The organism is Pseudoalteromonas sp. MB41 (genome assembly GCF_020966275.1).
GTDB classification, from domain to species: domain Bacteria; phylum Pseudomonadota; class Gammaproteobacteria; order Enterobacterales; family Alteromonadaceae; genus Pseudoalteromonas; species Pseudoalteromonas lipolytica.
Genome location: NZ_JAJJZF010000007.1, coordinates 109,231 through 132,944, shown reverse-complemented (window position 1 = coordinate 132,944; position 23,714 = coordinate 109,231). Strand labels below are relative to the sequence as shown.

The window sequence follows — 23,714 nt, the reverse complement described above, 5'->3', positions numbered from 1 at the left end:
TAAAATTATGAAAGTACGTGCACAAATTGGCATGGTCCTAAATTTAGATAAATGCATCGGTTGCCATACCTGTTCAATCACTTGTAAGAATGTATGGACTAGCCGAGAAGGTGTTGAATACGCTTGGTTTAACAACGTAGAGACCAAACCGGGTATTGGTTATCCGAAAGAATGGGAAAACCAGAGCAAATGGAATGGTGGCTGGAAACGCAACAGTAAAGGCGTATTAGAGCCCAAACAAGGTAATAAACGCCGTTTATTAGCTAATATTTTTGCTAATCCAGATTTGCCCGAAATTGATGATTACTACGAGCCGTTTGATTTTGATTATCAACATCTGCATAACGCACCTGATAGCAAGCACCAACCGGTTGCTCGCCCTCGCTCGTTAATTACGGGTCAGCGTATGGAGAAAATCAACTGGGGACCTAACTGGGAAGAGATTCTCGGGACTGAATTCTCAGAGCGTAAAAAAGATAAAAACTTTGACGACGTAGTACAAAAAGACATTTACGGGCAATTTGAAAAAACCTTCATGATGTATTTGCCACGATTGTGTGAGCACTGCATCAACCCAGCCTGTGTTGCTAGCTGCCCTTCTGGTGCGATTTATAAACGTGAAGAAGATGGCATTGTCTTAATTGACCAAGACAAATGCCGTGGCTGGCGGATGTGTGTATCAGGTTGTCCGTATAAGAAAATTTACTACAACTGGAAATCGGGTAAATCAGAGAAATGTATTTTCTGTTTCCCTCGAATCGAAGCAGGTCAACCCACCGTGTGTGCTGAAACCTGTGTAGGTCGAATTCGTTACTTAGGCGTCTTACTTTATGATGCAGACCGCATAGAAGAAGTTGCAAGTGTACCGAATGAGCAAGACTTATACCCAGCACAGCTTAGCATGTTCTTAGATCCGAACGATCCTGAGGTCATTGAAGCAGCACGCAAAGAAGGGATCCCTGAAAATTGGTTAGAGTCAGCACGCCAATCTCCTGTCTATAAAATGGCAATGGACTGGAAAGTAGCACTGCCTCTGCACCCTGAATACAGAACCTTGCCAATGGTTTGGTATATTCCACCATTGTCGCCGATTCAATCAGCGACAGAGGCTGGTCATGTTGGCATGAATGGCGTTATTCCTGACTTGAAGTCATTACGTATCCCCATGCGCTACCTTGCTAACTTACTTACGGCAGGTGATGAGAAGCCCGTTGTACGAGCACTTGAACGCATGATTGCTATGCGCGCTTTCAAACGTTCGCAACAAGTCGATGGCGTTGAAGATCTCGAAGTACTTCAGCAAGTTGGACTAAGCGCTGACCAAGTTGAGCAAATGTATCGTTATATGGCGATTGCCAATTACGAAGACCGCTTTGTGATACCCACCAGTCATAAATCGTATGCTGAAGATGCCTACGATATGAAAAATGGCTGTGGTTTCAGCTTTGGTAATGGCTGTAGTGATGGTAACAACGGCGTAAATTTATTTGGTGCCAAAAAAGCCACCGTGAAACAAATTATCCCCGTTGAGATCAAGGAGTAAGTTATGCAAGTTTTAAGTGTATTTTCTCATTTGCTTGATTACCCAACTGCTGAGCTTGTAGAAGCGAAAGATGAGCTAATTAGCACGCTTAAGCAAAGTTCACTAACAGAGCAAAATCAACGTGCTGTCTGTGATTTTATCACCACACAATGCGAAAAAGACATACTCGACTGGCAAGCCGAGTATGACGGATTGTTTGAACGTGGACGCGCGCTTGGTCTGTGGCTTTTTGAACATGTTCACGGTGAAAGCCGTGACCGTGGTCAAGCTATGGTCGACTTAGTAGAGCAATATAAACAGGCAGGTTTAGAGTTAAGTCAAAATGAACTACCTGACTACATTCCCCTGTTTTTAGAGTTCTTAGCAACCCAAGGTGAGGAGAATGCTCAGTCTTGGTTAGTTGAAGTTGATCATATTTTTGGTCTGCTATTGTGCCGACTCGAAAAACGAGAGAGTAACTACTCATTACTGTTTTTAAGCTTGCTAGAGCTTGCACAGAGTGACCTAGACCTCGAGGTATTACGCAAGCAAATCAACGGTGAAAAGCGCGACGATACGAAACAAGCAATTGACAAAGAATGGGAAGAAGAAGCCATTACTTTTGGTGCACAAGATGCAACTAACTGCCCAAGTTCAGTCAATCGCCCTGACGAAACTCAGCGCAAAGATCAATATGTTCCAGTTAGCTGGACTGACTTTAATCAAGAAGCCAGTTAAGGAGTTCATCATGAGTTATTTAAACACCTTTTTCTTTGGGATTTACCCCTATATCGCCTTAGCCGTGTTTGTTATTGGCTCGGTAATACGTTACGACCGAGAGCAGTACACATGGAAAACAGGCTCAAGCCAACTACTTGAAAGCAAAAAACTCAAGCAAGGCAGCCGCGCATTTCATATTGGTATCATTATGGTATTGCTCGGCCACTTTGTAGGCTTACTCACACCAGCAGAAGTATGGCATGTGTTTGGTATTGAAGCGGGTCACAAGCAACTGATTGCCATGACGTTAGGCGGTGTGTTTGGTTTGATTTGTTTTTACGGTCTAACCATTTTAATCAAACGCCGCTTATATGAACCGCGCATTAGAGCTACCAGTAGTAATATGGATATTGCAATTTTACTGCTGTTATACGTGCAGTTAATTTTAGGTTTATTGTCAATTTTTGTCTCAGCAGGTCATTTAGATGGTGCAGAAATGCTACTCCTAATGAGCTGGGCACAAAACATTGTGACCTTTGATTTAACCGAAGCAACCGCAGCAATTGCACAAGTACATTGGATTTATAAGCTACATGTTGCACTAGGTATGACGTTATTTGTGGTATTCCCATTTAGTCGCTTAGTTCATATTGCCAGCGTACCGGTACAATATTTAGGCCGAAACTACCAAGTGGTTCGTAGCAAATCTTAACCTATCATGCCCTGTTTCGACAGGGCATTCCCCCTCGAGGTCGATATGATTAACGTTAATCAACACACTATTAGCGAAACACAAATTCTTAATGAAATGCAGTATCACCCAGCCGACGATCATCGCGCTGCGATGGTAGAGGCGGCACAGAGTTTGATCATTGGCGAATTGTTACAACAACGCGCACAAGCGCTAAATATCAATCTAGATACGCACGCTTCAGACACCGACGAGCAACGCCAAAATAAATTGCTCGAAAAACTTATCGCTGCAGAAGTGCAACTGCCCCGTGCCAGCGCGACTGAGTGCGAACATTATTATCAACAAAACAAACCCAAGTTCACCACACCTCCGCTTATTGCAGCAAAACATATTTTACTTGCAGCACCGAGTAGTGATGAAAAAGCGCGTAGTCATGCGCTGAACCAAGCCGAAAACCTGCTTAACGCACTCTCGCAAGGCGCTTCTTTTAGTGAGCTTGCACAGCAATATTCAAAATGTGATTCGGCTCAGTTAGGAGGCCAACTTGGTCAAATAACAAAAGGGCAAACCGTCAGCGAGTTTGAACGTCAAGTATTCAGTGCTGATGTTGGCTTAATTGCTCACCCTATTGAAACCCGTTTTGGTTATCACCTTGTTTATGTTGATCATAAAGAGCCTGGGCTGCAACTGCCTTTTGAAGCCGTGGAGTCACGTATTGAGGACTACCTGAATAAAAAAGTAGAGCGCAAAGCCATCGCGCAATATATCCAACTATTAATTGCTGACGCCGATATTGAAGGCTTCGACTTTAATGTCAGCAGCAGTCCGCTTGTACAATAAAATAAAGGAAAACACATGAGTTGTTGTGGAGCCTGTGGTGGGCAAGAGAATACAAAACCAACCGATCAAGACAATACGCCGAGTGAGCAAGCTTTGGCGGATACCGCAAAGCACAAAGATGAGGGGCAAGCAGTCCCTGACAATGAAGACGAGTAATCTCACTGAAACTTGAGCACAACGCGTCAAATAAAGTACACTGTAGAATACAGTAAAGGCTTGTTGGAGTATTCGCTCCTACAAGCCTATTTATTTTCAATAGAGACAGATCATGGCGCAAACTCGCGGAAATTTATTTATCTTATCGGCCCCTTCAGGCGCAGGTAAATCAAGCTTAATTAGTGCATTACTAAACAAACACAGCGATATGAAAGTATCGGTTTCACACACAACTCGTTCACCTCGCCCAGGCGAAGAAAACGGTGTGCATTATCATTTTGTGTCGGTTGAGGAATTTAAAGCACTGATTGAAAAGAATGATTTCTTTGAATGGGCGCAAGTGTTCGATAATTACTACGGCACTTCAAAGCAAGCAATTGAGACTCAGCTTGCAGCAGGCATTGATGTATTTTTAGATATTGACTGGCAAGGTGCACAGCAAATTCGTAAATTAGTCGAAGATGTTGAAACCATTTTTATTTTGCCCCCCTCAAAAGAAGAGCTTGAGTCACGCTTAACGAACCGCGGCCAAGATTCGAGTGAGGTTATTGCAGGAAGAATGGCCAAAGCCCAGTCTGAAACCTCTCATTACAATGAATATGATTACGTTGTAGTAAATGACGACTTCGACACAGCCCTTGCTGAAATCGAAACAATTGTTATGGCAAAACGTTTATCACTCAAGAGCCAGGCACAGCGCCATCAAACGCTTTTAGAAAATTTATTAAAGTAAGACACGCGTTAATTAACGAATAGAGATAAAAATTAACCACTAGCTATTGGCGAATCTGACTTGGTGCAGTAAACTACGCCTTTGCTTAAGAATTTATTTGGAGTGCTAAGATGGCTCGCGTAACTGTTGAAGATGCAGTAGATGCAATTGGTAATCGTTTTGACTTAATTTTAGTTGCGGCTCGTCGTGCCCGCCAAATCGCGGTAGGTGGAAAAGATCCACTTGTTGACGCAGAAAATGACAAGCCGACAGTCATTGCTTTACGTGAAATTGAGAAAGGGTTAGTAAATAGCTCATCAATGGACTTAATTGATCGTGAAGAACAACAACACCAAGAAGCAGCAGAAATGGCTGCAGTGGCTGCTATCGTAGGTGGCAACCAATAATCAAGCTCCCCGCTTTGATTTCGCTAAACGGCTAGTATTTCAGCACTAGCCGTTGGCAAGCCCTTCTTTTCATCGTATATTCTATTCATACCGTTACCGATTTACTTCATTTGCGCATTGGAGTGTGACTTTGTATCTTTTTGAAGGTCTAAAAAAGAAAATATCCGAATATTTGTCTCCCGCCGATATCGAGCTGGTGCAAAAAGCTTACGTGGTTGCTCGTGAAGCCCACGAGGGTCAAACACGTTCAAGTGGCGAGCCCTACATTACTCACCCTGTCGAAGTGACACAAATTCTTGCTGGCATGCATCTCGATCACGAAACTTTAATGGCAGCATTAATGCATGACGTGATTGAAGACACCGACTTTAGCCAACAAGATTTAGCTGAGATTTTTGGCGACACAGTTGCCGAATTAGTTGAAGGCGTTAGTAAACTCGATAAGCTGAGCTTTAAAGACAAAAAAGAATTCCAAGCGGAAAACTACCGTAAAATGATCATGGCAATGACACAAGACATTCGCGTGATCTTAATTAAGCTGGCAGACAGAACGCACAATATGCGTACACTCGGCGCACTTCGTCCCGACAAGCGTCGTCGTATTGCCCGCGAAACACTCGAAATTTATGCGCCAATTGCAAATCGTTTAGGTATTCACGACATTAAAAATGAGCTGGAAGATTTAGGCTTTCAGGCACTCTATCCTATGCGTCATCGCGCTTTGAAATCTGAAGTGATCAAAGCCCGCGGTAATCGAAAAGAAGTCATCAGTAACATTAAAAGTGAAATCGAAGCACGCCTTGAAGAGGCTGGTATCGACGCCACGATTTCTGGCCGAGAGAAACACCTCTACAGCATCTATAAAAAAATGCTGAACAAAGAGCTCTCTTTTAACGAAGTCATGGATATTTACGCGTTTCGTATCAATGTAGATAACATGGATACCTGTTATCGCGTTTTAGGTGTTGCGCACAACTTGTATAAGCCAATTGAAACGCGCTTTAAAGATTACATTGCGGTGCCAAAAACCAATGGTTATCAATCATTGCATACATCATTAGTGGGCCCACATGGCATTCCGGTCGAAATTCAAATTCGTACCCACGATATGGATCATATGGCCGACAAAGGGGTTGCCGCTCATTGGATGTATAAAAAAGCCGGTGATAGCGCAGGTCACACCGCACAACAACGTGCACGCCAATGGATGCAAAGCTTACTTGAGCTACAACAAAGTGCTGGGTCATCGTTTGAGTTCGTAGAAAACGTTAAAACCGAGCTATTCCCTGAAGAGATTTATGTTTTCACGCCAGATGGCCGTATTGTTGAACTGCCCATGGGGGCAACCGCGGTTGACTTTGCCTATGCAGTGCATACCGATGTAGGTAATACCTGCGTGGGGGCACGTGTAAACCGCAAACCGCATCCACTGAGTAAAGCGCTTGATACGGGTCAAACCGTCGAAGTTATTACCAGTTCAGGCGCACACCCTAACGCCACGTGGCTCAACTTTGTGGTAACAGGTAAAGCCCGCTTAGGGATTCGTAACTACCTTAAAAGCCAACAGCACGAAGAAGCCTTGTTACTAGGGCGTCGCTTACTCGACTCAGCCCTTGGTGAGCAAAAACTGGATGACATTCCAGATGAAAATATTCGCCGCGTGCTTCAAGAACATGAACTGAATACCGTATTAGAGCTGTTGGTCGAAATAGGCTCTGGTAACTTAATGAGCGTCTTAATTGCCAAGCGCCTAATGCAAGTAGAGGCCGACGACCTTAATGCGCTTGCCAGAAAAGCCAAAGCGACCATTATCGGCACCGAAGGTATGCTCGTTAATTACTCTAAGTGCTGCCGTCCCGTTCCTGGAGATGCCATCACCGCGCATATCAGCCAAGGTAAAGGCTTAACGGTTCACCGCCAAGAATGTAAGAATATTCGCGGCTGGGAGAATGAACGTTCGAAATACTTGGTTGTAAAATGGGACGATAATCCCGAGAAAGAATACATTGCCGCCCTTCGTATTGAAATTATCAATCATCAAGGGGCACTTGCTAAGCTCACCAATGTCATCGCCTCAACCCAAGCAAACATTGTCGAGATAGCCACCGACGAAAAAGAAAGTAATCTATACATGATAGACTTAGGCATTACCGTGAAGAACCGTGTTCACGTTGCCAATATTATGCGTCGCATTCGTGTGATGCCAGATGTACAAAAAGTCTACCGTAAAAAGTAACAAGGATAATCATGAACAAATCTTTTATTTCTACTGACAATGCACCCGCAGCAATCGGCACTTACAGCCAGGCTGTTAAAGTAGGTACCGCTGTTTACTTATCAGGTCAAATTCCTCTTGTACCAGAAACAATGGACGTTATTTCTGAAGACTTTACAGAGCAAACACATCAAGTATTTAAAAACCTAACGGCTGTTTGCCAAGCCGCGGGTGGTCAAATTCAAGACATGGTTAAAGTCAATATTTTCCTGACTGACCTATCAAACTTTGCAATTGTTAATGAAGTGATGAGCCAGTACTTTAAACAACCTTATCCAGCTCGCGCTGCAATTGGCGTGCGTGCACTACCTAAAGGCGTGCAAGTTGAAATTGACGGTATTATGGAATTACCTTCAACGAACTAATACACACAGTGCCAGCAACCCCCTTGCTGGCACTTTTTTAGACAAAGTTACTATTTTCCTCAGCCGAAGTTCTTGACTCACAAACCATTCTCTAGCAATCTGTGTAGTAATAATAATTAGAAACCTTTAACTATTGTAGTACAAAAGGATCCCCCACGTGTTTAAGCTGGCTCATAATGGAAACGTCTTATTAGATGTTCACGAACACTCACCACCCAGTGCTGCGTTTATTATCGAAGCATTAGAAAAGTCATCCTTCTGCGAATGCAGAGTGGATCATGATGCGATCAATAACTTTTTTAAAAATAAATCTACTGAACGTATGCTCGTTGTAGCTTCAAAGCATGATGCAAGCCTTGAGGTATCATTAAGTGATGACAAAATGCTGGCCACTGGTGAGTTGACTATCGCTGAAGGCGGCAAAGCCCTAACCCTTGAAAACGCGAAAAAAGAACTCATTAAAGCCGGCGTAGCACGGGGTTATAAACAAGCATTTTTAGAACAGTTATTACAAAAACAGTTTGAGCTTCCCGCAGGCACTAAAACCAAAGGCGTATTAGCAAAAGGCCGCTTGCCCATTGATGGCCAGCCCTCAAAACTAGTGCCGCAAGTAGAAACGTTAAAAGACCGTTTAAAACAGCCCAAACTACGTGAAGATGGCACCGCCGACATGCGTGACTTTGGTAAGTTAGCCAGCGTAGAGCCGGGTGTACTGCTTATAAAACAAGTGCCTGCCACTCCCGGTAAAGAAGGGTTTACTGTCACCGGTGATGTGCTACCAGCTAAAGCTGGTGAGAGCCATGCCTTAGTTGCAGGTGAAGGCACTGAGATTTCAAAAAACAATCCGCTGGAGCTGATTTCAGTGATCGCAGGGGTGCCTGTTGATATTGCCAATGGCATGCGTGTAGATGACATTTTTACGATTGCTGATGTTAACGTTAAAAGTGGCCATGTTGATTTTGAAGGCAGTGTCATCGTAACCCATAACGTTGAACCCGGCATGCGCATAAATGCGAAAGGCGACATTACCGTCATGGGAACCGTTGAGTCAGGTCACTTAACTGCGGCAGGCGATATCACCATAAAACAAGGTGTAATAGGCCACCAGCTCGATGATAAAAGCTTATCTTGTCATATTGTTTGCCAAGGCGACATTCATCTATCTCATGGTCAATACAGCTACCTTGAAGGGAATAACATTATCATTGACCGCCAATCAAGCCATTGTGTGATGAAAGCCGCTAAGTTGCTGCAGTTAGGCAAAGAAGACAACCCTCAAGGTAAGTTATTTGGGGGCACTATTTTAGATGCACAAATGGTGATAGCAGGTGAAATTGGTAATGAATCAGGTGCCAAAATGGTTATTAACCTCGCGGCCTCTGGCGCACAAGTCACCGCACAAACCGATCAGTGTTTAAAAGACCTAGCACAAACCGACTCACAGCTAGATAACTTGCAAGAAGCCATTGAAAAAGCCGACCAAGTCAAAGACGCTGAAAAGAAAAAGCTGTTATTGGCTAAGATAGGCGCTACACAAATGCATTACTGTGAACAAGCAGAGCAACTCGAGAAAAAGCTCTCAAACTTAGAGCTTCATTTACATGAACTGCTTGAAGGCGCACAACTCGTCGTTAATAAAACATTGCACTCGGGAGTTGAGATCCATATTTTCGATAAGGTGTTACTCACTAACCGCCAATACCCACCTTGTAAAGTCAAACTCGAAGAAAGCAAAATTGAAGTAGAGTTTAAAACAAGTTAAAAAAAAGAGGCTTAAAGCCTCTTTTTACCAGGGTCATTAATCTTTAAACTAAAGAATTCCTTCAACTTGCTGCTTTAACTGCTCAGGCCACACGCCGACCTGCACTTGCCCGATATGGTGCTTTTGTAATAGCAGCATCGCTAAACGAGACTGACCAATACCGCCACCAATCGTTTGTGGGAACTTTTTCGCTAATAACGCTTTATGCCAATCAAATTCAAGACGCGCTTGGTCGCCCGTAATCGCCAGTTGTGTAGCCAATGCATCAGGACTTACACGAATTCCCATCGACGAAATTTCAAACGCATCTTCAAGTACTGGGTTCCACACTAGAATATCGCCATTTAAACCAGCAAACTTGCTGCAGGTTTGCGTCGACCAATCGTCGTAATCTGGCGCACGCACATCATGAATTTTACCATCTGCAAGCGCTCCCCCAATACCAATTAAAAATACCGCGCCGTATTCCTGCGCAATCGCTTTTTCACGCTGTTTCGCAGTGAAATCAGGGTACATTTGGCGTAATTGTTCACTGTGAACAAAAGTAATTTTTTCAGGTAAAAATGGGGGGATATCAAACTCACTTGCAACATAACGTTCAGTCGCTTTTATCGCTTGATAAAGTAACGTTACTGTTTCTTTAAGTTTATCTAAAGTACGTTCAGTGCTTTCGCAAATCACTTTTTCCCAGTCCCATTGGTCAACATACACTGAATGAATCGGGCTTAATGACTCTTCGTCTGGGCGTAATGCTTTCATGTGAGTATAAAGCCCTTCACCGACAGAGAAATCATACTCGGCAAGCGTTTTACGCTTCCATTTAGCGAGTGAATGCACCACTTCAAACTGGCTACCAGGAATCGTTTTCACCGCCACCGATACAGCATTTTCAGTTCCACTCAAGTTATCTTGAATGCCATCACCTACTTTTGCCAAGATAGGGGCTTGCACCTCAACTAAGCCAAGTTGTTGCTCTAATTGACTCGAAAAAAACTGTTTTACTTTACTAATTTGCTGCTGTTGCTGCAGGTAGTGTGAACTCATAATAATTGGCCTCATTCCCAGTTATTGTTACTTGCTTATAGAGAACTAAAATCTCTTCGTTAAAACAATCCTCAACCAAATGAAGATTATTTTCAATAACCCGCAACAAAAAGAACTTAACATTGCAATTATCGTAAAAATAATGCTATAAATTTTAGATAATCAATAATTACAACTCGGTTAATTCATGGAAAATTATCAAATCGATAATCTCGATAAAAACATCCTCAACGCATTAATGGAAAATGCACGCACCCCATACGCAGAATTAGCCAAACGCTTTGCCGTCAGTGCCGGCACTATTCATGTTCGCGTCGAAAAAATGAAACAAGCCGGTATAATCACAGGCACCCAAGTGAGTATTAATGCAAAGCAACTCGGTTACGATGTCTGCTGTTTTATTGGTATTAATCTCAATAATGCCCGTGATTACCCAGACACCTTACTGCACCTAAAAGAGCTCGAAGAAGTGGTTGAGGCCTACTACACCACGGGTAACTACAGTATATTTATCAAAGTAATGGCGCGCTCTATTGACCACTTACAGGATGTGTTGATCAATAAAATTCAAGCCATAGAGGCCATTCAATCAACTGAAACGCTTATTTCGTTACAAAACCCAATAAGTAGAGCGGTAGTGCCCTAGCCTTATACTGGGTATAATCAGCGCCAATTAGAATCCGTCAACGAGCACACAACTATGGATACAACTCGCTTTGAGCGTGTAAAACAGGTGTTAGAACGCCGCCAAACGGACCTAACGGTTTGTTTAGAAGAAGTACACAAGCATCATAATTTATCAGCCATTGCCCGTACTGCTGACGCAACAGGCTGTCATCATGTGCACGCAGTGTGGCCTGACAATCAAAAATGGCTAACCAATAACACCTCGGGTGGCAGCAAAAATTGGTTAGAAACGCACTTGCATCGCACCATAGACGACGCCGTAGCGATGATGCGAGCCCATAATCCAGAAGTGCAAATTTTAGCAACTAACCTCAGTGACGATGCGGTCGACTTTCGCGAAATTGATTACACCAAACCAACGGCTGTGATTGTAGGCCAAGAGCGTGATGGAATTTCGCCTCGCGCACTTGAGCATGCTGATAAACACATCATTATTCCAATGCAAGGGATGGTGCAATCGCTCAATGTATCCGTTGCAGCCGCATTAATTTTGTTTGAAGCACAGCGCCAACGCGAAGAAGCCGGCCTGTATGAACGTAATATGTTAGATGACAGCATAAAACACCGTATTTTATTTGAGGGATGCCACCCTATTATTGCAAAGCAATGCCGCGAAAAAGAACTGCCTTACCCCGCGCTTGATGAAAGTGGAGAAATAGTCGCTGATGATGACTTTTGGCAGATTTTAAAACATACGCAATCGCTTGAAGCCGCTAACGACTCACAGTAAACTGAAAAAAGTTTACTAATTAATAATTTGAGTCTCCATTGAGTCATTGTAGCTTAGCGTTATACCCGATAACTGAATTAAAAGGCGTTGGCCCCAAAATGGCCGAGCGCCTTGCTAAGCTTGGGATTCATACAGTGCAAGATATGCTGTTTCATTTACCGCACCGCTATGAAGACCGTACTCGCATTCACCCCATTTGTGAATTACAGCCACACAGCCATGTGAGTGTCGAGGCCACAATTGAAACCAGCCAAATTACATTTGGCAAAAGACGCATGCTGGTTTGCCAAGTTAACGATGGCACCGGTCGTTTAACGCTGCGTTTTTTTAATTTTAGTGCGGCACAAAAAAATGCGCTCAGCGCTGGTAAAATTATTCGCTGTTTTGGTGAAATACGCCGTGGTCGGGTTGGGTTTGAAATGACCCACCCTGAATACAGTTTGTCAGACACGCCATCAGAACAACCGACGAACACCACCCTAACACCCGTTTACCCTGTTACTGAAGGCCTTAAGCAGCTGTCTATCCGCGCTTTAAGCGACCAAGCCTTAGCTTTACTTGCTAAATATCCCGTTGAAGAATTACTGCCAGAACAATTTCAACCCACAGGCATGCGCTTAAGTGATGCACTATTGACCTTGCATCGCCCGCAAAACGATGTCGATTTAACGGCGCTTGAGCAAGGCTTTCACCCTGCTCAGCAACGATTAGTATTTGAAGAGCTGCTCGCACAAAATTTAAGCTTGTTGAAGCTACGCCAAAAAGGCCAAAGTGTAAAAGCTATTGCATTAAAGCCTCATAACCCGCTAGAGACAGAGTTTTTGTCGACACTGGCATTTAGTCCTACCACGGCACAAAGCCGAGTTGTGGCTGAGATCAAGGGCGATCTTCAACACCCTTTCCCAATGATGCGCCTTGTTCAAGGTGATGTAGGCTCAGGAAAAACCCTTGTTGCCGCACTCAGTGCGCTAACAGCAATTAGCGAAGGCTACCAAGTTGCCTTAATGGCTCCGACCGAAATTCTTTCTGAGCAGCATGGTATCAACTTTAGCCAATGGTTTAACAACTTGGGCATTGAAGTCGCATGGCTTGGAGGCAAAAGTAAAGGAAAAGAGCGCACCGCCACACTTGAAAAAATAGCCTCGGGTGAGGCGCAAATGATTGTTGGCACTCATGCGCTGTTCCAAGAGCAGGTCGAATTTAATAACCTTGTCTTAATCATTATTGATGAGCAACATCGCTTTGGTGTGCACCAACGATTATCACTGCGTGAAAAAGGGCGTTTTGGCGACTGTTATCCCCACCAACTGGTTATGACAGCCACACCTATCCCACGCACGTTGGCTATGACCGCGTATGCAGACTTAGAAACCTCTGTGATTGATGAATTACCGCCAGGTCGAACACCTATCACAACCGTTGCCATTCCAGATACTCGCCGTGATGAAATCATTCAACGAGTCAGAACAGCCTGCACAGCACAAGGCCGTCAAGTGTATTGGGTTTGTACGCTTATTGACGAGTCTGAGGTATTGCAGTGCCAAGCAGCAGAGGACAGCGCAGCACAATTAAAAGAAGCCCTGCCCGAGCTAAATGTCGGCTTAGTACATGGCCGAATGAAAGCCGCTGAAAAGCAAGCGATTATGAGTGAGTTTAAAGCGGGTAATATTCATGTATTAGTCGCGACAACGGTGATTGAAGTAGGTGTTGATGTGCCGAATGCCAGCCTGATTATCATTGAAAACCCCGAACGCTTAGGACTTGCGCAATTACATCAATTAAGAGGCCGTGTTGGTCGAGGAGCGATAGCATCGCACTGTGTACTTCTTTATCACGCGCCTTTATCTGCAACAGCACAAAAACGCTTAGGTGTATTACGCGAAAGTAATGACGGCTTTGTTATTGCCGAAAGAGATCTTGAAATCCGTGGTCCAGGTGAAGTGCTCGGCACCAAGCAAACCGGTTTAGCCGAATTTAAAATCGCCGATCTTAATCGCGACAAACAAACGCTGGCCCATGTCAGACCTATTGCCTTTAAAATGTTAACCGATTACCCAGAGCAATCAAACAAGCTAATTACACGTTGGTTAGCAGGCAAATCAGATTACGCGCTCGCATAAAAAAGCCCCGCATCAATGCAGGGCTTAAAATAAGGGAGTTATCCGTGTGAACGGTTAGAATTTGTATTCAATACCAACGCCTAGGTAATCTTGATCCACTTGATTGTCCATATCAAATGTTGAGTAGAAACCAAATACTTTGGTGTTTTTGCTAAGCGTGTGATCAACACCAGCAGAGATAGCCGTTTTCTTATCGCCTTCATCAAAATCAATCACTTGGTATTGAACTTTGAACGTGTTGCTATTCATTTTATACGCCGCATTCACCAAGTAACCATCCGCTTCTGCGCTGCCATCCACTTTCTCTTGTGTTTGGTACATAGCACCTAGTTTAAAGTCGCCGACTTTACCTTGTACGGTTGCACGTACAATATCGTAGCCTTTCACTTCACTATCTGCTGCAACAGAGGCATACAGTTTGCTGTCTTTTAATTGAGCGTCACCGTAAGTAACTGCAAGTGAATAACCGTTATCTGCATCAACATCATCTTCTGCAATATAGGTTGCAAGCACTTTAAAGCCACTGAAATCGTTAGATGCGTAAGAAATCGTATTACCTAAACGGTTTTCACCTTTAAATACATTTTTAATATCGCCTTCAAGGTCATTGAATAAATCAATTTTGCCTTGAGATAGCTTCATTGCTGTATCGTTACGACCAATCACAACCTGACCAAAGCCACCTTTAACACCTACGTATTGGTTACGTGCAGTGATGTTGTCATCATTGTCGCCTTTTGAATCAGCGTCAGATACGTCAACACCAAACTCTAGTTTATAAACAGCTTCTAAGCCTTCAGTTATTTTTTCAGAGCCTTTCAGGCCAAAACGTGAGTTATTGCTTTTGATTTCAGTGAAAGACCCTTCACCATCGTCAGATGATTGAACAGTCACGTTTGCTTTACCATACACATCAACATCCGCTAATGCTGAAAAAGATAAACCACCAAATAAAGCTAAGAATAAGCTAGACTTTGCAAATTTCATGTCGTTTCCTCAATAATCGCAACAAAAACACGTGCTCGTGTTTCAATGCGGGCAGTTTGCCAGCGAAAAATGACAGAAAAATGACAATTGAAATAAAATCGTAAATTTACCTTCATGAAATGTAATTATTTCTGAAATAAAAACGTAACTTACTACTGCAAAATAAAATTTTATTTAAAGCATCGTTTAAAATTTTTTAAGCTTTAATTTTTAATTCAGTCAATAAAGTCACCAATTTCTCTAATAGTGGCGTTTGTTCATTATCTCTGTGGTAGGCAACAAACACATCTCGCGAGGTATGCGCCACATCTTCAACATGATATAGCTCACCCGCTTTAAGCTGCTCCTCGACTAATAACTGAGGAATAAAGGCACTACCGCCACACTTCAAAATTAAGTCTAAGGCAATACGCCCTGTGCTGGTTCTAAAATAAGGAGGAGCGTGACCATTAAACTCACGAGCATGCCATAACGAAAACGAGGTGCCCCAGTCTACATACACATACTGGTTATCAAAAAAGTTCTCACTGTTTGCTGTTTCGTATGCACTCACCGGAATGATCGGCAATTCACAAATACGCTCAACAATTAACTCATCTACTTTAGGGGGATCGAACAGCACGGCTAAATCGAGTGTGCGCTCAAGTAATAAACGCGTGCTCTCTTGCTGCGCCTTCACTTCAGCAACCAATGAAACTCCCGGCATTGCCGAGACAATATTCGTGATCCCAAACTGTAAAAAAGCATCCCAAATATTCGGAGTGCCTGCTAAACTAATTTGCTTATGCATATTATCAGCAAGTGCCACATCGACTTTAGCCCTTTGCATGCCGGTGATAATCATTTGTGCGTGAGGTAAGAGTCGTTCACCCGGCGCTGTTAGCTGTATATTATTACGCTGACGAATAAATAAATTAACGCCTAAACCTTGCTCTAATTGACGGATCCGAAAACTCACAGCAGACTGGGTAATGTACAGGTTTTCAGCTGCCTTACCAAAGTGACGTGTGCGCACCACTTCAACAAAGGTCTTTAATAAATCGATATCCATTTTTTACCCTTACGATAAAAATAACTTGTTTAATAAAATCGACAACTTGATCCATACTCCTGCAAGAAAATAGGGTATGAGGATACAGCCATGAGCAATGACATTTCATCACTTCGTCAGGCATTCGTAAGCCAACGTCAATTTTATGATGATCAAAACTTCCCACGCGGTTTTGGTCGTAGTGGTCACTTCACTTTGCTAGAAGCCGACATTCTCGAACAGCATGGTGTTGTACTAAAGGGTTTATACAACAAAACCCTAGAACCACAAAATGAATTTCAAACTCAATTTGTGCAAGTAGTCACAGGTAACCTAGAAGCAACCAACCCAATTGAGCGCGCTTGGATAAAATACCTAAAACAAACTACCTGCAAAACTAAGTTTCATACTTTGTTCGGTCGTTCTCGTATCGCGAGCCCGACACCACAAAGCGTTGATTATTATTCTGAGTCGGATAGTTTGTAAGCAAGTTGCTTTTTTAACTTTTTAGAGTTACAACATGTAATAACTTACGCTACGCGATAAAGTTATTACAAGGTAAAACGTGACCAGAAAAATATTAATCATTGAAGATGCACCTACTATTGCGCGAGTGCAAAAGCATATCGCGCATAAAGTAGGGTTTGAAGCAGACATTGCAACATCGTTAGCTGAAGCTAAACAACTTATTGCTGAAAATAACTATTTTTGCGCCGTTGTTGATTTTATCCTTCCAGATGCACCCAACGGTGAAGCCATCCCCTGCAGCGTCGATGCCGACATTCCTACCATCGTTATGACCGGCAATTTAGACGAAAAAACCCGAAACACGGTCGAAAAGCATCCTATCATTGATTACATCACCAAAGAAAATAAACAAGCCTATCAATACTTAGAAAAACAACTGACTCGCCTACCGCGTAATGAACAAATATTGGTTTTAGTGGTTGATGACTCCCCCGCAACTCGCCGTCACATTTGTAATCTACTCGCACGACATAAGTACCAAGTTATTGAAGCGGTAGATGGCGTAGATGCACTGCGAGTCTTAGCAGAAAACCCCTCAATCTCTGTGATCATTACTGATAACGAAATGCCTAATATGAATGGCGATCAGCTCTGTGTCGAAATTCGTCGTCTGTATAACAATGACGAAAAAGCCATAATTGGTATTTCAGCACAAGATACCTTGCATTTATCAACGCGTTTTTTAAAGTCTGGCGCTGACGATTATTTAAGTAAGCCCTTTAATAACGAAGAGTTTTATTGTCGCTTAAGCCAAAACGTCGACATGTTAGAAAATATTAAAACGATTCGCTTACAAGCGAATACCGACTACCTAACATCATTGCCTAACCGCCGCTATTTCTTTGGCGAGGCGAGTCAGCATTTAAAAGCGGCACACGCGGCAAAAAAATCGGTCTCACTCGGCATGATTGATATCGATTACTTTAAATCAATTAACGACAAGTACGGTCATGACTCAGGTGATGATGTACTCAAATGCCTGTCACGGTGCCTACTTAAGTACTTTAAAGATAATTTAGTCGGACGCTTAGGCGGAGAAGAGTTTGCTGTCTTTTTTGCTGATAATGATCCGCAACAAGCACAGCAACGATTAGAAAAATTTCGCCATTTCATCGAAAAACACAGCGCGGAATTTAGTCGTGACAACATTACATTTACGCTATCTATCGGATTTCATAATGGGCCTGTTTACAGCATTGATGAACTGATAAAACAGGCCGATTTAAAACTCTATCAAGCCAAAGAGACTGGCCGTAACAAGTTAGTGAGCTGATATTAAATAGGTTTAGTCACTGCTTTTAATGATGCTTTACGCTGCTTACGGCTTTGACGGTACGAATCCCAACTGAACAAAGCCAGCGCGCTCCATATACACGCAAACGTTATCACCCTTTCAGCATCAAATACTTCGCCATAAAATGCCACTGCAAGCACAAACATTAAACTTGGACCAATATACTGAAAAAAGCCCAATGTACTGTACTGCAAACGTTTAGCAGCGCCTGTAAAACACAGCAAAGGCAACGTGGTCACCACACCTGCACTAATAAGTAACAGATTGATATGCCAATCATTGGCAGTAAAATCAGAACTGGCTGTGGGCACCATTAACCACCAGTAAACCAGAGCAACAGGCAGTAAAATTAACGCTTCAAGTAATAACCCTGGCAGCGATTCGATAGGCAGCTTTTTACGCAGTAAGCCATAGATAGCGAACGAGCCTGCCAAAGAAAAAGCCACGATTGGAAAAGAGCCAAAGCTGAGCAATTGTAATAATACACCGCATAATGCAAGGCCAACGGCTACGCCTTGCCATTTACGCAGTCGCTCACCTAAAAACAGCATACCTAACAACACATTTAAAAGTGGGTTTATGTAATAACCCAAACTCGCATCGAGCATGTGGTTATTGTTTACCGCCCAAATAAACAAGCCCCAGTTAAAGCCAAGCAAACTGGCCGTTACCACCAGCATTAGGAGCAACTTAGGCTGACCTAATACAACGCGAATGCGCTGCCATTGATGGCGTGCAGCAATAATGATCAACAAAAATAACACCGACCAAATAACACGGTGCATCAAGATTTCAAAGGCAGATATATTCTGTAAAAGTTTAAAATAAATGGGTGCTAAGCCCCACATAAAAAACGCTAAACATGCGAAAATAACCCCTTTTCGCTGTTCAAGATTGGTAGGCATAAGTCAGGCTTTATAGATTAAAAACACTATTTTACGCCGCCTATTTACTGGCGCAACTAAAACGCGGCAAATAAACCCATGTATACCCAAACCACCTCAAGATGCGAGTTCTAGTTAGAATTAAAAGCGATTTAGGCAAGACATTGATTGCAAGTAATAGTGGTTCTATTGTTAAAATCAATAACGCAGTATAAATCGCTTTTAAACCAACCCTTTGGGCGCTCTACAGGCACTTACTTTCATCGTTGTTACTTCTTAAAAGGGACTGCCATTGTTGCAAAGTAACGCCTTGATATTAAGCACCTGTGAAACGCTGAATTCTGCATATTGAGGTCGTTTAGGTATATTGCTACAGACATCATCCAAAAAAAACACTAAAATGCTCGGCGATGAATACCAATACCGCAATGACTAACACCCCCGTTCGATCACCACAAGCCGTACTCAAACAAGTGTTTGGTTACAAGGATTTTCGTGATGGTCAAGAAGCGATTATAGCCGCAGCGCTTGACGGACAAGACTCGCTCGTCTTGTTACCAACAGGTGGGGGAAAATCACTTTGCTATCAAGTACCCGCCTTGATCCTTGATGGTGTCACTGTCGTCATTTCGCCGCTTATTTCATTAATGCAAGACCAAGTTGCACAACTCAAAGCACTGGGCGTTCAGGCCGCTTATATTAACAACAGTCTGCCATTCGAAGAGCAGCAAGCGGTGTACCAGCAACTGCATTACGGGCAAATAAAGCTGTTGTACGTCGCACCTGAAAAAGTCTTACAGCACGAATTTTTAGAGCGCCTTAGTCACCTAAAACTTGCTCTGTTTGCTATTGATGAAGCGCACTGTGTCTCGCATTGGGGACATGATTTTAGGCCTCACTATTGTCGGCTTAATGAGCTAAAACAGCGCTTTATGCATGTTCCGATGATGGCATTAACTGCCACAGCCGATAAAGCGACACGTTACGATATTATTGAGCAGCTACAGCTTAATCAGCCTTACGTACACACAGGCAGCTTTGATAGGCCCAATATTCGTTACACCATCGAAGAAAAATTCAAACCCATGGTGCAGCTGCTGCGTTATTTAAAAGAGCAGCAAAACCAAAGTGGAATAATTTACTGCACCAGCCGTAAACGTGTTGATGATGTTGCCGAAAAACTCGCTGATGCAGGCTTTAATGCCGCGGCTTATCATGCGGGGATGAGTAACGAACAACGACAATTTGTGCAGTCAGGTTTTGCCCGTGACGATATTCAAATTGTAGTAGCAACGGTTGCCTTTGGTATGGGAATTAATAAACCTAATGTACGCTTTGTTGTGCATTACGATATTCCTAAAAGTGTTGAAGCTTACTACCAAGAAACAGGCCGTGCTGGTCGTGATGGCTTAGCCGCTGAAGCGATAATGTATTTTGATCCGGCCGACATAGGACGCGTTCGTCGCTTTTTTGAAGATATCGAAGATGAGCAACGCCGCCGAGTAGAAGAGCAACGCTTTAATGCGATGGCCAGCTTTGCTGAAGCCCAAACATGTCGCAGACAAATCCTGCTCAACTATTTTAGCGAGTACAAACGTGAAACCTGTGGCAACTGCGATATTTGCTTAAATCCACCGACAAGCTTTGACGGCACGTTGGTCGCGCAACAAGCACTCTCGTGCGTATATCGTGCAGAGCAGCGTTTTGGTATTGGTTATATTGTTGAATTGCTGCGCGGGGCAAATACCAGCCGTATCCGCGATAATAATCACCACCAGCTGAGCACTTACGGTATAGGCAAAGATCACAGTGTGGAGTTTTGGCTAAGCATTTTAAGGCAGCTTATTCACCAAGGCTTATTAAGCCAAGATATAACTCAGGGCTCTTCACTGCGCTTAACCGAAGCAGCTCGTGCAGTACTTAAAAGTGAATACGCCCTGCAATTAGCCGAGCCACGCTTACAAGCCAAACACGTTTATCAAGATAAACTCGCGCAATTTAATTACGACAAAAAGCTGTTTGCTAGATTACGAGCTCTGCGTAAGGAGTTGGCTGATGCGGATGACGTTCCTCCGTATGTCGTTTTCAATGATAAAACGTTGGCTGAAATGGCACAGCTCATGCCGACCAATGATAGCGAATTTTTAAAAGTATCAGGCGTGGGGTTTACGAAGCTAAACAAGTACGGTTCTCCTTTTTTAAACACCATTCGCGACTACCTCGCCGCCCACTAGGATTACAATGACTAACCTTATTTATGACGCCGAGTATGAAATAATTGTCATTAACTCACGCGACCTGCCTAACGATGAAGATTTTGAACTGTGGGCTACCCTCTTTTTGCACGCCCCCGCAATTAAAATTGCAGACTTTGATGCCGGTGCCGATCGTCATCAGTTAAGGTTTCACTTTACAGATCATAGTTTTAATCTAAACTTTGAACATTATAGCGAAAGTGTTTGGATAAACGCTGAAGGCGTTGAAGCAGCGAGTGTTTTGCCAAAACTTCATCAGTATTTAGTCATGCAGTTACAATAATAAGCTAGACTTTTTCTCACGCTTAGTATGTAGTAGTTGCATAGCAAATAAACAACTAAGGGTGTAAATGGGATTTAAGCAGTCGCACTTTGTTGCTCAGATTTTACCAATGGTGTTACTTAGCGTAACATCGCATGCCTATGCAGAGCAGGTACTCGCTGACAATAATAACTACTGTCACAACCAACGCACTCTTAAAACGCAAGACAACAACTTACGTCGCCAGCTCGATACTGACAATCCCCTCCCCGAAGCCGCCGATAACCGCAAAATCACTTCCATTAAGCTTGAACAGCTCAATGTCTTCAATACCGCACTTGAAGAAGAAAACAACGCGTTATTTCGCTTTGCGAATCGTGCTCATATGACAACCGAACCCGAAGTGATTCACAGTGTACTGCTGTTTTCAGAGGGGGATATTTATCAACCTCGTAAGTTACTAGAATCAGAACGACTCTTGCGTAAACAAGGTTATTTATACGATGCACGCATTCATGCTGAACTCGATTGCGACGGCAACGTGAATGTTAAAGTCGTTACGCGTGACTTGTGGACTTTGCTGCCCGAAATCAGCTTTAGTCGCAGCGGCGGTGAAAACGAATCAAGTATAGGCTTTCGTGAATCAAACTTTTTAGGCTGGGGTAAACGGGTGTCGTTCTCGCGTACGCACGATGCAGACCGCACCGGGTATTTATTTGTATACGATGACCCTAATATCTTTTCGAGTCGCTACCGTGGTCGACTCGAATATTCAGATAACGATGATGGTAAACGCCATTACATCGATGTTAGTTACCCATTCTACTCAATTGATACTCCTTACAGTTACGGTGCAACCAGTTACTCAGACCAGCGCCGTGAGCCACTTTATTATCGCGGCGAAGTTGTCAGTGAGTTCGAGCAAAAAACCACCCTCAATCGCGCTTACTTTGGACATTCAAGTCAACTTGCCCGAAGCTGGACACAACGAATCAGTTTAGGGATAGAAAACCGTGAAGACACCTTTAAAGCCATTGCTGCCACCCAGTTACCTATCGCAGATGATCGCAGCCTAAGTTACCCGTTCATCAGTGCGCAATGGTTCGAAGACCATTATGTAAAAGTAAGAAATTTCGACAGTATTTATCGTACTGAAGACCTAAATCTTGGCTGGAATATTCAAGCATTACTGGGTTATTCAAGTAAAGATTTTAGCGATGATGCCAGCCGGACTATTTACTCTTTGTCTCTGTCAAAAGCCCATTACAGCGGAGATAATCAGCTATGGCGCTTTAAAGCTGATATAGATGGTTATTGGAACGAAGAACAAGGCGATGTCGAAAATCTCATAACCAGTAGCCAAGTACAATACTATTTGAATACCAGTTTACAACAAAGCTGGTATGCCAAAGTGCGCCTGCAATATGCCAAAAACCTAACAGCCGATAAACAACTCACCCTTGGCGGCGAAAATGGTTTACGTGGCTACCCGCTTGATTATCAAATTGGCGATCGTAGCTTTTTAGTAAGTCTCGAAAAACGCTATTATTGGGAATATGACTTACTGCAACTATTTAAAGTCGGTGGCGCGGCTTTTTACGACATCGGCCGCGCTTGGTATAACGACAAAGATAACGGCACGAATGGTAATGTACTGCAAAATATCGGTGTTGGCTTACGGTTAGCACCCAGTCGAGCAAATGCCGGAACAGTCATTCACCTCGATATTGCTGCGCCAATCAACAAAAAGGACAGCGACATTGATTCTGTGCAATGGCTTGTCACCGTTAAAAATACTTTCTAAGATAGTGTTATTCGGTTAGTAAAGAGCTAAAATCTCGACGCTTAACATTAATGTAGGATCCCCCTTGGACTTCGAAACACTCTTTAACGAGCAATACCATTTAATCGTGACGATTATCGCGATTTTACTTTACCCATTACTAAGAAAAACCACAAAGAAACTGCTGTTAAAAGCCATCAAAGGTAAAGCAGATCCTCATCGTGTTTATCGTGCAGAACTGCTACTAAATATTATTCTCGCCATTGTAATGCTGTGCCTAGTGTTAGTATTTTGGGGCATTGAGCTGCGCGGTTTATTAGTTTTAGGTTCATCACTATTTGCTATGTTAGGTGTCGCCCTATTCGCAGCGTGGTCGTTATTGAGTAATTTAACCGCCTTTTTATTAATGTTCATTCAAAACGACTGTCGTGTGGGCTATTGGATACGTGTCATCGATGGCGCGAACTTTTTAGAGGGACGTATCATTGAAATGGGCTTGATGAACGTGGTGCTTGAGCATGTCGATGGTCACAAGGTTATTTACCCCAATAATATTTTTGTTACTCGCCCAGTAATGGTGCTCAATAAAGCCCCGACTCCGAGTAAAACGCAATCAACAAAGCGTATTCTGGGACCCAAAAAATAAAGCCGCAAATG

General features: G+C 43.1%; 23 protein-coding genes. 19 read left to right on the top strand and 4 right to left on the bottom strand.

Annotation, left to right across the window (positions count from 1 at the left end; genetic code table 11):
* The first annotated feature begins 7 nt into the window (after nucleotides 1-7).
* The 10 genes from narH (at nucleotide 8) to LPA49_RS09670 (ending at nucleotide 9,453) form a co-directional block, all read left to right on the top strand.
* Nucleotides 8-1,543, top strand: a complete 1,536-nt coding sequence (narH, locus tag LPA49_RS09715; protein WP_036973051.1) for a nitrate reductase subunit beta — start codon at nucleotides 8-10, stop codon at nucleotides 1,541-1,543.
* Between the two features lie 3 nt (nucleotides 1,544-1,546).
* Nucleotides 1,547-2,260: a nitrate reductase molybdenum cofactor assembly chaperone gene (gene narJ, locus LPA49_RS09710; protein ID WP_036973052.1), complete on the top strand. Its 714-nt coding sequence runs from the start codon at nucleotides 1,547-1,549 to the stop codon at nucleotides 2,258-2,260.
* A gap of 10 nt (nucleotides 2,261-2,270) precedes the next feature.
* Complete coding sequence (gene narI / locus LPA49_RS09705) at nucleotides 2,271-2,954, top strand: respiratory nitrate reductase subunit gamma (protein ID WP_036973053.1); 684 nt, start codon at nucleotides 2,271-2,273, stop codon at nucleotides 2,952-2,954.
* Nucleotides 2,955-2,999: 45 nt separating this feature from the next.
* Nucleotides 3,000-3,776 (top strand): peptidylprolyl isomerase, encoded by a 777-nt coding sequence (locus tag LPA49_RS09700; protein ID WP_036973054.1) that lies wholly within the window; start codon nucleotides 3,000-3,002, stop codon nucleotides 3,774-3,776.
* 15 nt (nucleotides 3,777-3,791) lie between these two features.
* A complete protein-coding gene (locus LPA49_RS09695; RefSeq protein WP_155950865.1) occupies nucleotides 3,792-3,932 on the top strand; it encodes a hypothetical protein in 141 nt (46 codons plus the stop codon).
* 112 nt (nucleotides 3,933-4,044) lie between these two features.
* Nucleotides 4,045-4,665 carry a guanylate kinase gene (gene gmk / locus LPA49_RS09690; protein ID WP_180311123.1) on the top strand — a complete coding sequence of 207 codons (621 nt, stop codon included), beginning with the start codon at nucleotides 4,045-4,047 and terminating at the stop codon, nucleotides 4,663-4,665.
* A 110-nt stretch (nucleotides 4,666-4,775) separates the two neighbouring features.
* Entirely contained in the window at nucleotides 4,776-5,051 is a 276-nt protein-coding gene (rpoZ, locus tag LPA49_RS09685) for a DNA-directed RNA polymerase subunit omega (RefSeq protein ID WP_036973056.1), read from the top strand.
* Between the two features lie 130 nt (nucleotides 5,052-5,181).
* Nucleotides 5,182-7,287 (top strand): bifunctional GTP diphosphokinase/guanosine-3',5'-bis pyrophosphate 3'-pyrophosphohydrolase, encoded by a 2,106-nt coding sequence (gene spoT / locus LPA49_RS09680; RefSeq protein ID WP_036973057.1) that lies wholly within the window; start codon nucleotides 5,182-5,184, stop codon nucleotides 7,285-7,287.
* 11 nt (nucleotides 7,288-7,298) lie between these two features.
* Nucleotides 7,299-7,691 (top strand): RidA family protein, encoded by a 393-nt coding sequence (locus LPA49_RS09675; RefSeq protein WP_036973059.1) that lies wholly within the window; start codon nucleotides 7,299-7,301, stop codon nucleotides 7,689-7,691.
* A gap of 157 nt (nucleotides 7,692-7,848) precedes the next feature.
* Nucleotides 7,849-9,453: a DUF342 domain-containing protein gene (locus tag LPA49_RS09670; RefSeq protein WP_036973061.1), complete on the top strand. Its 1,605-nt coding sequence runs from the start codon at nucleotides 7,849-7,851 to the stop codon at nucleotides 9,451-9,453.
* A gap of 48 nt (nucleotides 9,454-9,501) precedes the next feature.
* Here LPA49_RS09670 and asnA read toward each other — a convergent pair whose 3' ends face one another.
* Nucleotides 9,502-10,497 carry an aspartate--ammonia ligase gene (asnA, locus tag LPA49_RS09665; protein WP_036973062.1) on the bottom strand — a complete coding sequence of 332 codons (996 nt, stop codon included), beginning with the start codon at nucleotides 10,495-10,497 and terminating at the stop codon, nucleotides 9,502-9,504.
* A gap of 187 nt (nucleotides 10,498-10,684) precedes the next feature.
* Between asnA and asnC the strand changes: the two genes are divergently transcribed.
* From asnC to recG, 3 genes are read left to right on the top strand one after another with little or no spacing between them, the layout of a single operon-like run.
* Nucleotides 10,685-11,143 carry a transcriptional regulator AsnC gene (gene asnC, locus LPA49_RS09660; RefSeq protein ID WP_036973064.1) on the top strand — a complete coding sequence of 153 codons (459 nt, stop codon included), beginning with the start codon at nucleotides 10,685-10,687 and terminating at the stop codon, nucleotides 11,141-11,143.
* A 54-nt stretch (nucleotides 11,144-11,197) separates the two neighbouring features.
* Entirely contained in the window at nucleotides 11,198-11,914 is a 717-nt protein-coding gene (gene trmH / locus LPA49_RS09655) for a tRNA (guanosine(18)-2'-O)-methyltransferase TrmH (protein ID WP_065978344.1), read from the top strand.
* A 38-nt stretch (nucleotides 11,915-11,952) separates the two neighbouring features.
* A complete protein-coding gene (gene recG / locus LPA49_RS09650) occupies nucleotides 11,953-14,034 on the top strand; it encodes an ATP-dependent DNA helicase RecG (RefSeq protein ID WP_118844645.1) in 2,082 nt (693 codons plus the stop codon).
* A gap of 54 nt (nucleotides 14,035-14,088) precedes the next feature.
* On the opposite strand, the gene LPA49_RS09645 is transcribed toward recG, so the two are convergent.
* Nucleotides 14,089-15,021 (bottom strand): porin, encoded by a 933-nt coding sequence (locus LPA49_RS09645; RefSeq protein WP_036973069.1) that lies wholly within the window; start codon nucleotides 15,019-15,021, stop codon nucleotides 14,089-14,091.
* Nucleotides 15,022-15,217: 196 nt separating this feature from the next.
* Nucleotides 15,218-16,072: a LysR family transcriptional regulator gene (locus tag LPA49_RS09640; protein ID WP_036973070.1), complete on the bottom strand. Its 855-nt coding sequence runs from the start codon at nucleotides 16,070-16,072 to the stop codon at nucleotides 15,218-15,220.
* A 90-nt stretch (nucleotides 16,073-16,162) separates the two neighbouring features.
* On the opposite strand from LPA49_RS09640, the gene LPA49_RS09635 reads away from it, so the two are divergent.
* Nucleotides 16,163-16,537 (top strand): DUF413 domain-containing protein, encoded by a 375-nt coding sequence (locus LPA49_RS09635; protein ID WP_036973071.1) that lies wholly within the window; start codon nucleotides 16,163-16,165, stop codon nucleotides 16,535-16,537.
* 79 nt (nucleotides 16,538-16,616) lie between these two features.
* Complete coding sequence (locus LPA49_RS09630; RefSeq protein ID WP_036973072.1) at nucleotides 16,617-17,852, top strand: diguanylate cyclase; 1,236 nt, start codon at nucleotides 16,617-16,619, stop codon at nucleotides 17,850-17,852.
* 2 nt (nucleotides 17,853-17,854) lie between these two features.
* Here the strand turns inward: LPA49_RS09630 and rarD are convergent, their stop codons facing one another.
* On the bottom strand, nucleotides 17,855-18,778 hold the full coding sequence (gene rarD, locus LPA49_RS09625) for an EamA family transporter RarD (protein ID WP_036973073.1): 924 nt from the start codon (nucleotides 18,776-18,778) through the stop codon (nucleotides 17,855-17,857).
* Nucleotides 18,779-19,167: 389 nt separating this feature from the next.
* Here rarD and recQ point away from each other — a divergent pair, with 389 nt between their 5' ends.
* The 4 genes from recQ to LPA49_RS09605 all read left to right on the top strand — a co-directional run bounded on the left by recQ (nucleotide 19,168) and on the right by LPA49_RS09605 (nucleotide 23,703).
* On the top strand, nucleotides 19,168-20,991 hold the full coding sequence (gene recQ, locus LPA49_RS09620) for a DNA helicase RecQ (protein WP_036973074.1): 1,824 nt from the start codon (nucleotides 19,168-19,170) through the stop codon (nucleotides 20,989-20,991).
* Nucleotides 20,992-20,998: 7 nt separating this feature from the next.
* Entirely contained in the window at nucleotides 20,999-21,295 is a 297-nt protein-coding gene (locus LPA49_RS09615; RefSeq protein ID WP_036973075.1) for a DUF3630 family protein, read from the top strand.
* Nucleotides 21,296-21,362: 67 nt separating this feature from the next.
* Nucleotides 21,363-23,078 carry a BamA/TamA family outer membrane protein gene (locus LPA49_RS09610; RefSeq protein ID WP_230236442.1) on the top strand — a complete coding sequence of 572 codons (1,716 nt, stop codon included), beginning with the start codon at nucleotides 21,363-21,365 and terminating at the stop codon, nucleotides 23,076-23,078.
* A 64-nt stretch (nucleotides 23,079-23,142) separates the two neighbouring features.
* Nucleotides 23,143-23,703 (top strand): mechanosensitive ion channel domain-containing protein, encoded by a 561-nt coding sequence (locus LPA49_RS09605; protein ID WP_036973077.1) that lies wholly within the window; start codon nucleotides 23,143-23,145, stop codon nucleotides 23,701-23,703.
* The last annotated feature ends 11 nt before the right edge of the window (nucleotides 23,704-23,714 follow it).